Annotated in this window: 10 protein-coding genes; 8 read left to right on the top strand and 2 right to left on the bottom strand. The window is 52.0% G+C overall.

Annotated elements, in window-relative coordinates:
• Positions 1 to 5: 5 nt before the first annotated feature.
• The 4 genes from ACVL1J_RS11375 (at position 6) to ACVL1J_RS11360 (ending at position 4,499) form a co-directional block, all read left to right on the top strand.
• Entirely contained in the window at positions 6 to 980 is a 975-nt protein-coding gene (locus ACVL1J_RS11375; RefSeq protein ID WP_159568350.1) for a complex I NDUFA9 subunit family protein, read from the top strand.
• Between the two features lie 123 nt (positions 981 to 1,103).
• Positions 1,104 to 2,285: an aspartate aminotransferase family protein gene (locus ACVL1J_RS11370; protein WP_371717133.1), complete on the top strand. Its 1,182-nt coding sequence runs from the start codon at positions 1,104 to 1,106 to the stop codon at positions 2,283 to 2,285.
• Between the two features lie 37 nt (positions 2,286 to 2,322).
• Positions 2,323 to 3,234 (top strand): ornithine carbamoyltransferase, encoded by a 912-nt coding sequence (gene argF, locus ACVL1J_RS11365; protein ID WP_008252656.1) that lies wholly within the window; start codon positions 2,323 to 2,325, stop codon positions 3,232 to 3,234.
• A gap of 35 nt (positions 3,235 to 3,269) precedes the next feature.
• Positions 3,270 to 4,499, top strand: coding sequence for an argininosuccinate synthase (locus ACVL1J_RS11360; protein ID WP_159568348.1), 1,230 nt, complete (start codon positions 3,270 to 3,272; stop codon positions 4,497 to 4,499).
• A 56-nt stretch (positions 4,500 to 4,555) separates the two neighbouring features.
• On the opposite strand, the gene murB is transcribed toward ACVL1J_RS11360, so the two are convergent.
• Entirely contained in the window at positions 4,556 to 5,581 is a 1,026-nt protein-coding gene (gene murB / locus ACVL1J_RS11355; RefSeq protein ID WP_341237808.1) for a UDP-N-acetylmuramate dehydrogenase, read from the bottom strand.
• Between the two features lie 51 nt (positions 5,582 to 5,632).
• Here murB and ACVL1J_RS11350 point away from each other — a divergent pair, with 51 nt between their 5' ends.
• From ACVL1J_RS11350 to ACVL1J_RS11335, 4 genes are read left to right on the top strand one after another with little or no spacing between them, the layout of a single operon-like run.
• Complete coding sequence (locus ACVL1J_RS11350) at positions 5,633 to 6,118, top strand: YajQ family cyclic di-GMP-binding protein (protein WP_159568346.1); 486 nt, start codon at positions 5,633 to 5,635, stop codon at positions 6,116 to 6,118.
• Positions 6,119 to 6,136: 18 nt separating this feature from the next.
• Positions 6,137 to 6,745 carry an urease accessory protein UreE gene (locus ACVL1J_RS11345; protein WP_341236233.1) on the top strand — a complete coding sequence of 203 codons (609 nt, stop codon included), beginning with the start codon at positions 6,137 to 6,139 and terminating at the stop codon, positions 6,743 to 6,745.
• Between the two features lie 23 nt (positions 6,746 to 6,768).
• A complete protein-coding gene (gene pepN / locus ACVL1J_RS11340; RefSeq protein ID WP_341236234.1) occupies positions 6,769 to 9,483 on the top strand; it encodes an aminopeptidase N in 2,715 nt (904 codons plus the stop codon).
• Between the two features lie 30 nt (positions 9,484 to 9,513).
• Positions 9,514 to 10,482, top strand: a complete 969-nt coding sequence (locus tag ACVL1J_RS11335) for a class 1 fructose-bisphosphatase (RefSeq protein WP_201301436.1) — start codon at positions 9,514 to 9,516, stop codon at positions 10,480 to 10,482.
• 18 nt (positions 10,483 to 10,500) lie between these two features.
• Here the strand turns inward: ACVL1J_RS11335 and ACVL1J_RS11330 are convergent, their stop codons facing one another.
• A complete protein-coding gene (locus ACVL1J_RS11330; RefSeq protein ID WP_491665341.1) occupies positions 10,501 to 12,096 on the bottom strand; it encodes a M48 family metallopeptidase in 1,596 nt (531 codons plus the stop codon).
• Positions 12,097 to 12,231: the final 135 nt, after the last annotated feature.

Genomic DNA, 12,231 nt, shown 5'->3' with positions numbered 1-12,231 from the left:
TTGCTATGAGTAAAACGAAAAATGTATTGGTAATCGGTGGTTCGGGCTTTCTGGGCCAGGCTGTTTGTAATCAACTGGCCAAATCGGGTTACCGAATTACAGTGCCTACCCGTCGCTATGACAAGGCGAAGCATTTGCTGACCCTGCCCACTTGTCAAATTGTTGAAGCGAATATTCATGACCGCGCCACCTTGGGTCGCCTTGTCTCAGGGCAAGACATCGTCGTGAATTTACTGGGCGTGCTTCACAGCAAACCGGGTAAACCGTATGGCCAGAACTTTCGGGTCAATCATGTTGAATTTCCAAAAGCGTTGTGTACAGCGATGTCAAAGCATGGTGCAAAGCGCATCGTCCACATTAGCGCGCTGGGTGTGGGCGTACAAAACCCTGCACCATCCATGTATCTTCGCTCAAAGACAGATGGTGAAGCCGTAGTCAAAGACAGCGGATTGGCCTGGACAATTCTTCGACCCTCGGTTGTGTTTGGTCGTGAAGACAAGTTTTTGAACACCTTTGCCTCACTTGCAAAGATTGCGCCTTTCATTCCATTGGCTGGCGCGGACGCCCGTTTTCAACCGGTGTCCGTCAGTGATGTCGCCAAAGCTGTATTTGCATGTGTAGAGGACCAGGGCAAGGACACGCTGCACAACACCTATGACCTGGTCGGCACCGAGATATTCACGCTCAAAGAGTTGGTGAGGCTTTCGGCCCGTGCAGTGGGCAAGAATCCGCTGATATTCGGTATTCCAGATGTTGCGGCAAAAGCCCAGGCGTTTTTGATGGAACTGGCACCCGGAGAGCCGCTCATGAGTCGAGACAATGTCGATTCGATGAAAATTGACAATATTCGGACCTCGGGCAGAGCGTTTCCCTTGCCCAGCTACGAGTGCTTGTCCGTAGTTGCCCATGAATACTTGAGAGCCAAGCATTTACCTTCTGATCTTGATGAATTTAGGACCCGGGCTCACCGGCAAGACTAGCCCTTAAGCCTTGATTCATCGTACAATTTCGCTTTGCATAACGCAGCCGCACGTCGACCGATTGGCTGCGTTTGTTTTTAGAGCCCGCGTTTTGCCTGAACACTGCTGATAGAGAGTTTTACCGTGACAGACCACTTGATGAAAACCTACGCCCGCCAGCCTATTGCCTTCACACACGGTGACGGCGCCTGGCTGTGGTCCACTGATGGAAAAAAGTACCTGGATGGTCTTTCCGGTATCGCGGTAAACGGTTTGGGGCACAATCACCCAAAACTGGTCAAAGCGATCGCGGAACAAGCTGGCAAACTGATTCACACCTCGAACCTGTACGGCATTGTGGAACAGGCTGAACTGGCCGACCGCCTGTGCGAAATTTCTGGCATGCAGGAAGCTTTTTTCTGTAATTCAGGCGCAGAGGCCAACGAAGCAGCCATCAAACTGGCGAAATACTACGGCCACAAAAAGGGCATTGAGAACGCGAAAATCATTGTGATGGACCGCGCCTGGCATGGCCGCACACTGGCAACGCTTGCTGCAACCGACAGCCCGAAAGCCAAAGTGGGTTTTGGCGACTTGCCGGGCGGATTTGTACGCGTGCCGTATAAAAACTTTGCAGCCATTGAACAGGCCGCTGACGAACATCCGGAAATTCAAGCCGTATTGCTGGAAGTGCTGCAAGGCGAAGGCGGCATTAATGTGGCTGATACGGAATACCTTCAGGCGTTGCGCAAGCTGTGTACGGCCAAAGGCTGGCTTCTGATGATTGACGAGGTGCAGAGCGGAATTGGACGTACTGGAAAGTGGTTTGGTTATCAGCATGCGGGTATTCAGCCTGATGTGATTACCTTGGCCAAAGGGCTTGGATCGGGTGTGCCCATTGGAGCCTGCCTTGCCGCTGGTCCGGCAGCTGACGTATTCACACCCGGAACCCACGGCACCACTTTTGGTGGTGGCCCCTTGGTTTCAGTCGCCGCCCTGGCAACCATTCAGATCATGGAAGAGGATGGTCTGCTGGAACATGCCGAACAAATGGGGCAACTGATTCGTGCCGTTTTGTCACGCGAGCTGGCAGGTATTGCTGGTGTAAAAGACATTCGCGGACGCGGTCTGATGGTGGGTGTTGAATTGTGGAAGCCTTGCGGTGAACTGGTTGCCATTGCACGCGACAAAGGTTTGATTATCAACGTGACCCGAGACAATGTGGTGCGCTTGTTGCCACCATTGGTGATTAAAAAAGAAGAAGCAGAAACACTGGCCATGGAATTGGCCCCATTGATTAAAGCGTTTCTTGAACAATCCGCATAAGGAGGAACCGGCCTGCCAGGCAAGCCGGTCTACAAAAATGCCTATCAAACATTTTTTGCAATTCAACGACATCAGTAAAGATGAGTTCGAATACCTGATGCAATCGTCGCGCGACGTGAAGGCGCGATTCAAGCGTTATGAGCCTTACTATCCGCTGCAAGACCGCACACTGGTGATGATTTTCGAGAAAGCATCCACGCGCACGCGCCTGAGCTTTGAAGCGGGCATGCACCAGCTGGGCGGGTCGGCCATTTACCTGAACACGAAAGACTCCCAATTGGGTCGCGGTGAACCGGTGGAAGACGCTGCACAGGTGATTTCACGCATGTGCGACATTGTAATGATCCGCACTTACGAGCAAGAAATTATCGAACGTTTTGCTGCCAACAGCCGTGTGCCGGTGATCAACGGGCTAACCAATGAATACCATCCTTGCCAGATTCTGGCGGATATTTTTACATTCATTGAGCACCGCGGCAGCATTCAAGGCAAGACAGTGGCGTGGGTGGGCGATGGCAATAATATGTGTGCCACCTGGCTACAAGCTGCGGAATTGCTGGACTTCAAAGTCAATATTTCCACACCCAGCGACTACAACATCGACCCGGCTAAAACCAATATCAAGGGTACCCACCATGAGTGGTTCGAAGACCCGATGGACGCCTGCAAAGGCGCTGACTTGGTAACCACCGACGTGTGGACCAGCATGGGCTTTGAGAATGAGAACAAGGCGCGCCGCCGCGCGTTTGCTGACTTTCAGGTAGACACTGAAATGATGGATGTGGCCAACCCGGAGGCACTGTTTATGCACTGCCTGCCCGCCCACCGGGGCGAGGAAGTGGCGGCCGAAGTGATTGACGGGCCCAAAAGTGTGGTGTGGGATGAGGCAGAGAACCGCCTGCATACGCAAAAAGCCTTGATGGAATTCCTTTTGTTGGGCCGCAAGTAAGCGGACCTGTAACAACCCTTTTTGAATCGAGAACCATGAGCGATATTAATAAAGTAGTACTGGCCTATTCAGGCGGTTTGGACACCTCAGTCATCTTGAAATGGCTGCAAGACACCTACGGTTGCGAAATCGTGACATTCACGGCCGATTTGGGCCAAGGTGAAGAACTTGAACCTGCGCGCCAAAAAGCGCTGAAGTTTGGCATCAAACCCGAGAACATTTACATCGATGACGTGCGCGAAGAATTCGTACGCGACTTCGTATTTCCAATGTTCCGTGCCAACACCGTGTACGAAGGCGAGTACCTGCTGGGCACCTCGATTGCTCGCCCGTTGATCGCCAAGCGATTGATCGACATTGCACGTGAAACTGGCGCAGATGCCATTTCCCACGGTGCAACCGGCAAAGGCAATGACCAGGTTCGTTTCGAACTGGGTGCTTATGCGCTGATGCCCGGCGTAAAAATTATCGCGCCTTGGCGTGAATGGGATTTGCTAAGCCGCGAAAAACTGCTGAAGTACGCAGAAGACGCTGGCATTGAAATCGACATGAAGCACAAGAAAGGCGGTGCGCCCTACTCCATGGATGCCAACCTGCTGCACATCAGCTTTGAAGGCCGCCACCTGGAAAACCCAAGTGCGGAAGCCGAGGAAGCCATGTGGCGCTGGACAGTCAGCCCCGAAGCGGCACCCGATGAAGCTGAGTACCTGGATATCGAATACGAGAAAGGCGACATTGTTGCCCTGAACGACAAGAAAATGAGCCCAGCCACAGTGCTGACCGAGTTGAACCGCTTGGGCGGCAAACACGGTATTGGTCGCCTTGACCTGGTTGAAAACCGCTACGTGGGCATGAAAAGCCGTGGCTGCTACGAAACCCCGGGTGGCACCATTATGTTGAAAGCACACCGTGCCATTGAATCCATCACGCTGGACCGCGAAGTGGCCCACCTGAAGGACGACTTGATGCCCCGCTATGCAAGCATGATTTACAACGGTTACTGGTGGGCGCCAGAGCGTGTGGCGCTGCAAACCCTGATCGATCACACCCAAAGCACAGTGAACGGTTGGGTGCGCATTAAGCTTTACAAAGGCAACGTGATTGTGGTGGCCCGTGACTCGAAAACCGATTCGCTGTTCGATCAGAATATCGCGACATTCGATGAAGATGGCGGTGCTTACAACCAAGCCGATGCAGGTGGTTTTATCAAGTTAAACGCCCTGCGCATGCGGATTGCCGCCAACGCAAAATTGAAACGCGGCTAAGTAATCAATCGGTTGTGAATTCAATTTAAGAACCGCCACCCAATGTGGCGGTTTTTTTATGCTTGAATCAAATTGGGTTCGGGTTCGATCAATACACCAAATTTGCGCTGAACACTGGATTGCACATGCTGAACAAGTTGCAACAAGTCGCTGCCAGTTCCAGAACCCAAATTCACCAAAATCAAGGCCTGCTTGCTGTAAACACCCACACCGCCCAGCACATGGCCTTTCAAGCCACACTGCTCAATTAACCACCCAGCCGCAAGCTTTACTTTTCCATGGTCAGCCGGGTAATTAACCAAATTCGGATATTGCTGAATCAGGGCCTGAGCCTGTGCAGTGTCTACAATCGGATTTTTGAAAAAACTTCCACTGTTTCCCAACACGGCGGGATCAGGAAGCTTCTCAGTGCGAATGGCACTGATCGCCTTTAATAAATTCAAGGGACTTAAAGCGCCCAAATCGGAAACTCGCCGAGCAACGTCGCCGTAGCCCAGTACGGGTTGCCACTGAACTGGCAAAGCGAAATCGACTGCGGTTATGACACAGCGACCGAGTTGCGCATGCTTGAAAACGCTGTCGCGATAGGCAAACTCACATTCATCCAACGAGAAAATTCGTGCCGATTGTGTGTCCAGATCAAATGCATGTACTGCGGACACCCGATCTTTCAGCTCCACCCCATATGCTCCGATGTTTTGCACAGGGCTTGCTCCCACACAACCAGGAATCAAAGCCAGGTTTTCCAGCCCCCCCCAGCCCATGGCTACAGTCCACTCTACAGTGTGATGCCAATTTTCACCTGCTTGCACTCGCAGATGGTGATGAACCCCATCACAACCCAGGTATTGACGCCCCAGCAAGGCCACCTTCCACACCGTGGCGTCCACTTGTGGGGTGGTAAACACCGTGTTGCTGCCTTCGCCCAACAACAAAAAATCTTTTTGCTCTTGCCTGGCGCGGGCAAAAGCCAGCAAATCAGCTGTATTGGCCAGCAAACGCAACTCGCGGGCACGGGCTGGCAAACCAAAGGTGTGCAAGGGTTGCAGATCGACGCTGTGGGTGACAGTGTGGGCTGACATAGGGGATGGTCTAGCGATTACAATGAGGCATTATGCTTGAAGGAATGAACTATGCCGTCTTTTGATGTGGTCTGCAAACCGGACTTGATCGAATTGCGCAATGCGGTTGATCAGGTGAACAAGGAAATTGGTACCCGCTTTGATTTCAAGGGGTCGGATTCCAAGGTGGAATTAAACGAAAACACCATCATGGTGTACGCCGACGATGACTTCAAACTGGAGCAAGTCGCGGAGATTATTCGCAACAAATGCGCCAAACGCAATGTAGATGTTCGCTTTCTGACCTTTGACAAGAAAGAAAAAATGTCTGGCGACAAAATCAAGCAGACCGTGACCGTGAAAAACGGATTGGACAAAGACTTGGCCAAGCAGGTAGTGAAGGAAATCAAAGACAGCAAGATGAAGGTGCAAGCCAGTATTCAGGGCGACACGGTGCGAATTCAAGGTGCCAAGCGCGACGACTTGCAAAGTGCAATTGCCTTGCTGAAACAGAAAGTGACAGAAACACCGTTGGGTTTCGAAAACTTCCGAGACTAACCGAATTAAGGACATGCCATGAGCGCAGATCATTCACACGACCATGACCATGGTCATGAACACGAACACGAACACGGCCACGATTGCGGTCACAACCACGATGTGGTGTACAACAAATTGGTGAAAGCCAACCACAAAGTGGCCTCGGTGCTGCTGCGCAATGCCAAAACGATTGAACTGACATTTGATGAGCGCCAGGAAGTACCTCACGATGTGAAGGCCACCGATGGCAGCACACTGATTTGCCACCTGCACGACACGGTTGAAGTGGGCGACAAACTGGTGTCCAACACCAATGAGTGGGCTGTTGTTGCAGCCGCGCAAGAAGAACTGTTTGAGATAGCCCGCGGCCAGAAAGGTTTTGAAGAATTTCTGCACGTGGCTGGCTTGAATTTCTGGCCAGTGCAACTGAATGACACAGGTGCTCGCATTGTGGCCAGCCATGAATGCATGCACATGCTGGAACACTTCGAACTGAAGTTCGGCACGTTGACTGCACCAATGCTGGAAATTGTGGTGCCTGAGATCAAACACCACGACTGTTGTGACCACGATCATGGTCACAGCCACGAGCACGGTCATGCGCATGAGCACAAACACGGCCCCGATTGCGGCCACGACCACTAAGCAGTAAAAAAGGATTTCCCGGCATGAGAGACGCACAAGCACCCATCACCTTTTATCGCAAAGACTACACAGCGCCGAACTACAAAATCAGTCAGACTGATTTGACCTTCACGCTAAACCCTTCGCGCACCAAGGTGGCAAGCCGCTTGCAGTTTCAGAGCTGGGATGAAAGCACCCCAGATAACGTGCCTCTTGAACTGGATGGGGAAGATCTGGAGCTGGAAATGGTACTGCTTAACGGCGAGAAACTCGACCCAGAGCATTACACCCAGAGCCCCACGGGCTTGAGCATTCACAACCCAGGTCGTGCAGGTTTTCTTGAGATTACAGTTCACATTCAACCCGATCAAAACACTCGACTGGAAGGTCTGTACGTATCCAACGGCAACTTCTTTACGCAGTGCGAGGCGCAGGGATTCAGGCGTATTACCTACTTTCCTGATCGCCCCGATGTTCTCAGCCAATTCACCGTCACACTGATTGCGAACGAGGCCACTCATCCAGTCAGTTTGTCCAATGGCAACTTGCTAGAAGAAAAGCAGTTGGGTGAAGGCTTGCACATGACGCGCTGGGAAGATCCCTTCCTGAAACCTGCTTACCTGTTTGCCTTGGTCGCTGGCCGCTTTGTGTGCCAGGAAGAAACCGTACAAAAAGGCGATGGCAAGCCTGCATTGTTACAAGTGTGGGTGGAGCCGGGCAACCTCGATAAAACCGACTTTGCCATGCAAAGCCTGAAAAAGTCCATTGACTGGGACCGCGCACGTTTTGACCTTGATCTGGATTTAGACCGCTTCATGATCGTGGCCACAGCTGATTTCAATATGGGTGCGATGGAGAACAAGGGACTGAATATTTTCAATACCAAGTTTGTATTCGCCAACCCTGAACTGGCCACTGACGTTGACTTTGAAAATGTAGAAAGCGTGGTGGGCCACGAATACTTCCACAATTGGACCGGCAACCGGGTCACCTGCCGTGACTGGTTTCAACTGTCGTTGAAGGAAGGTTTAACCGTGTTTCGCGACCAAGAGTTTTCAGCGGACATGATGGCCGATGGGCTGGACGAAGCACAGGCAGACTCTGCCCGCGCCGTTAAGCGAATTGAAGATGTGAAAGTGCTACGCGCCGCACAGTTTCCGGAAGACGCTGGGCCCATGGCCCACCCGATCCGGCCAGACAGTTATCAGGAAATCAACAATTTTTACACGGTCACCGTGTATGAAAAAGGTGCAGAAGTGATTCGCATGCAGCACACGCTGCTGGGCGAACATTTGTTTCAGCGCGGCATGAAAATTTATTTTGAACGCCACGATGGTCAAGCTGTGACCTGTGAAGATTTTGTCAGCGCCATGGAAACGGCACTGCAAGAAGACCATCCCGAACTGGATTTGAAACAGTTTCGCCATTGGTATTCCCAAGCTGGAACCCCGGAAGTGTTTGCCAGCTGGAAACAAACAGAAGACAAACTGGAACTGACGCTAAAGCAACATTGCCGCCCGACCCCGGGGCAGAGCAAGAAACCAGCTTTTCACATTCCGGTGAAACTGGGTTTTGTCGATCAAGCGAGCGGACTAGACATGCCATTGAAGCTGGTCGGCCAGCCAGGCGCACTTCATGGCGATGTACTGGACTTCACCGAAGCAGAGCAAACATTTGTATTCACCGGACTGGACAAACCGGTGGTGCCTTCACTACTGCGCGGATTTTCCGCACCGGTGATGCTGCAAACTGCGCACAACACAGATGATTTGATCTTTTTGGCCGGACACGACAACGACCCTTTCAATCGCTGGGATGCCTGCCAAAAGGTATACGGCAAAGCCATTCTGGATATCTACTTGCAACGCGGACAAACCGACAGTTCAAATACGCAGGCGGCCGTACAAATTGTGGGTAACCTGTTGAATGACAGGCAATTGTCGGACGGCTTTCTGGCTTTGGCCTTGCAATTGCCCAGTGAAGGAACCTTGCTTGAGGCATTTGATGGCTTGGTCGACCCTGTCGCCATGCATTTTGCACGCACCACGCTGCGCGATTTGCTGGCCTGTACCTTTGGGGCCGAGTTCAACGAAATTTACGAAACGCGCCACACACCCGGGCAACCATACGACTACAACGCGGTGGCTGCAAGCCAGCGTGCATTGAAAAATGTGGCCTTGGCTTATCTGGTGGCTGCAGGTGGTGATGACGAACTGATTGTCGCCAAGACGCAGTACGCAGCCTCGAACAATATGACTGACCGCATGGCGTCGCTGAGCAACATTGTGCACAATGGGCCAGCCAATCCAGCGGAACTTTCAGAGTTCTTTGACCGCTTCAGAAACGAAGCGCTGGCCGTGGACAAATGGTTCATGTTGCAAGCCACAGTGCCCGCCAGCAATGAAAGCGTCAACACCCTGAATACAGTGCGTGCATTGTTGAAGCATCCCTCATTTACGCTTAAAAATCCAAATCGCGCACGTTCACTTCTGGCTGCTTTTGCAATGCAGAACCCAAGCGTGTTTCACTCACATTCGGGTGAAGGCTATTCGCTGTGGGCAGACCTGGTGATCGAATTGAATACCATTAACCCGCAAGTGGCTGCGCGCATGGCACGTGGCCTAGACCGCTGGACCAAACTGGTGCCCGCGTTGCAGGAGAAAGCCAGAGAACAGCTGGAGCGAATTTTCAAGACAGACCAGCTGTCGCCCGATGTACGGGAAGTGATCGGCAAAGCGCTGGATGCGGCCACCCATTAATTTTGAATTGAACAGAGGACAAGAATGAGCATGAATTTGGCGCAATACCTTGAACACCATGCCGACGCGCACATGGGTGTGTTGATCTCGGCAATTGCCGAAGTGTCGCAATCCATTTCCGCGGCGGTTCACAAAGGCGCGCTGGGCGGTGTGTTGGGTAGTGCAGGTTCGGAAAACGTACAAGGTGAAACCCAAAAGAAACTCGACATTATTGCCAATGACATGATTCTGGATGCGCTGGGCGCCACTGGTGTGGTGGCTGGCATGGCATCCGAGGAGCTGGATGATTGCTCTCCGGTTCCCGGACATTCAGATCGCCCATTCCTTGTGCTGTTCGATCCATTGGATGGCTCCAGCAATATTGACGTGAATGTGTCGATCGGTACCATTTTTTCAGTGCTACCCAACCCCGATGTGGGCGAAATTACCAATGAAAGCTTCCTTCAGGCTGGAACTGAGCAATTGGCAGCAGGCTATGTGGTGTATGGCCCGCAAACATCACTGGTGCTGACATTTGGCAAGGGCGTGGTGGCCTTTACTCTCGATCGTGAAGCAGGTGAATATATTCAAACCAGTGAGAGCATGGACATTCCCGAAGACACGAAGGAATTTGCCATCAATATGTCAAATCAGCGCCACTGGTATGCACCAGTGCAACGTTATATTGCTGAATTGCTGGAAGGGAAAACCGGCGCACGCGGCAAAGACTTCAACATGCGCTGGATTGCCTCCATGGTGGCTGATGTGCACCGTGTACTAACCCGGGGCGGCATTTTCATGTACCCCAAAGACCTGCGCGATCCCGGCAAACCGGGCAAACTGCGCCTGATGTACGAAGCCAACCCGATGAGTATGCTTGTGGAACAAGCGGGCGGCAAAAGCTTTGATGCCACTCAGCGCATTCTGGACATTCAACCCACAGATTTGCACCAGCGCTGCGCGGTTATGCTGGGTTCGGCCAATGAAGTGCAGCGGGTCAGTGATTATCACAAAGGCTGATTTGGCTTTGCCCGTCAATTAATTGCCGAATTTCGCGAATTCACGCTCTGCGTCAGCCTTGCGCTTGTATTCGCGTTGTTTGGCATCAATTTCCGCTAACAAATAATAATTGTCCTTGGCATAACGCTTGGCAATTTCAGCCTGTTCAATGGCTGGCAAATACGCTTGACGGGCATTGTAAGACTGCGCCAACGCCATGTGATGTTCCGCAGGCTGGCGTAGCGCCAAGGCACTTTGCGCGAGCAAATCGAATACCTCTGGCACTGAACGATAAGCTTGAGACAACTCTTTCAAGTAGGCATCTGATTCAGCAAACAAGCCCAAGCGTTGCAAGCCCTCTGCATACAGCAAGCGAATCGACATTTCACTTTTGAAATCATTGCGCAATGCGGTCAGCTGCCCGAGCAGGGCTCTTTCCTGCGTATTCAGTGCGGAGCGCTCCCTGACGGGTCGCTGATCCATGGGTGCAGAGGCCAAAGGCAAATTGACATCCATGGCCATTCGAATGCGCTGACTTTGCAGCAGCTGTGGCACTTCGGTTTTCTTGACCACCGATTGCCCAGCCTTGAACAACTCAATTGCTTTTTCACTGGCGGCAAGAGCCTCTTGCTTTTTACCCATTGAATTCAGAACCAAAGAACGTCCATAGGTCAAAGCAACTGGGTCTTTAACACCTTCCTGCTCGTTGGGCGACTCGAAAGTACGCAGACGATCAAGCAATTGCTGGTTACTGCGCTCTGCAAATACGATTGATTTGACCCTGATCAATTCAAATTCCAGACTCGACTGGTTCCGGGTACGATTTGAACCGCTTTCCAGGCCAGCCCGATTTCGGATGTCAGCAATTCGCTCGGTGGTCAGGGGGTGCGTGCGCAAATAGGAGGGCGCGTTGTTTTCATACAGTCGGGAAGCTGTTTGCAAACGTCCGAAAAAATCCACCATACCCTGGGTGTCAAATCCAGCTTGTTGAAGCGTTAGAAAACCGACCCGATCAGCTTCGCGTTCCGCATCCCGGGAAAAAGCCAATTGCTGATCGATGGAGTACCCGGCACCCGCAGCCATCAAACCAGAGGCCGCTTGGGGGTTGGAGCCGGCGACCAGCAAGGCGGCGATCAAGGCCGCGGTGGCGACCAGGCTGGCCTGCTTTTGTTGGCCAAAACGGCGTGCAATGTGACGTTGGGTAACGTGCCCTACTTCGTGTGCCAACACCGAGGCCAATTCTGACTCGGTTTGCGACGCAGCAATTAAACCCGTGTGCACGCCGATGTAGCCACCAGGCATAGCGAATGCATTGACCGATTTATCTGTGACCAGGAAAAACTCAAAATTGGAAGGAGATTCAGATGCAGCTTGAACAATTTTATTGCCCAACCTACTGATGTACGCAGTGATTTCAAGATCGGTGTTCACTGCGCCGAAGGCACGATAATCTTTCATGATCAGCGCACCCAAACGGCGCTCGTCCTGAACGGACAGCTCTGCTCCGCCTGCATCGCCCAAACTGGGCAAGTTGTTCAAGCCATCGGCATGCGCAACAGGCGAAATCAAGGATGACAGCAACAGGGTACTGCACAGCACACTCGCAACACTTTTCCGAAAATCAAGACGCATCATGGGCTTTTTACGGTGATAGTCTGGGTATGATAGCGCGATGAAAAACAAGTTCAATCAACTTCGGGCTTTGCGTTGCGTTTCCATGGGTAAATTTAGGTAAATGCAGCAGGCACCATTGAAGTTTGGAAAATCAGT

The sequence above is a fragment of the Limnobacter sp. G6BE5S genome (assembly GCF_058448965.1).
Note: the sequence above shows the minus strand (reverse complement) of the source record. Positions and strands in the feature narration are given on the sequence as shown.

Coding starts and splice junctions, on each gene's coding strand:
- ACVL1J_RS11375 (WP_159568350.1), top strand. CDS start 6: ATGAGTAAAACGAAAAATGTATTGGTAATCGGTGGTTCGGGCTTTCTG.
- pepN (WP_341236234.1), top strand. CDS start 6,769: ATGAGAGACGCACAAGCACCCATCACCTTTTATCGCAAAGACTACACA.
- argF (WP_008252656.1), top strand. CDS start 2,323: ATGCCTATCAAACATTTTTTGCAATTCAACGACATCAGTAAAGATGAG.
- ACVL1J_RS11330 (WP_491665341.1), bottom strand. CDS start 12,096: ATGATGCGTCTTGATTTTCGGAAAAGTGTTGCGAGTGTGCTGTGCAGT.
- ACVL1J_RS11350 (WP_159568346.1), top strand. CDS start 5,633: ATGCCGTCTTTTGATGTGGTCTGCAAACCGGACTTGATCGAATTGCGC.
- murB (WP_341237808.1), bottom strand. CDS start 5,581: ATGTCAGCCCACACTGTCACCCACAGCGTCGATCTGCAACCCTTGCAC.
- ACVL1J_RS11360 (WP_159568348.1), top strand. CDS start 3,270: ATGAGCGATATTAATAAAGTAGTACTGGCCTATTCAGGCGGTTTGGAC.
- ACVL1J_RS11345 (WP_341236233.1), top strand. CDS start 6,137: ATGAGCGCAGATCATTCACACGACCATGACCATGGTCATGAACACGAA.
- ACVL1J_RS11335 (WP_201301436.1), top strand. CDS start 9,514: ATGAATTTGGCGCAATACCTTGAACACCATGCCGACGCGCACATGGGT.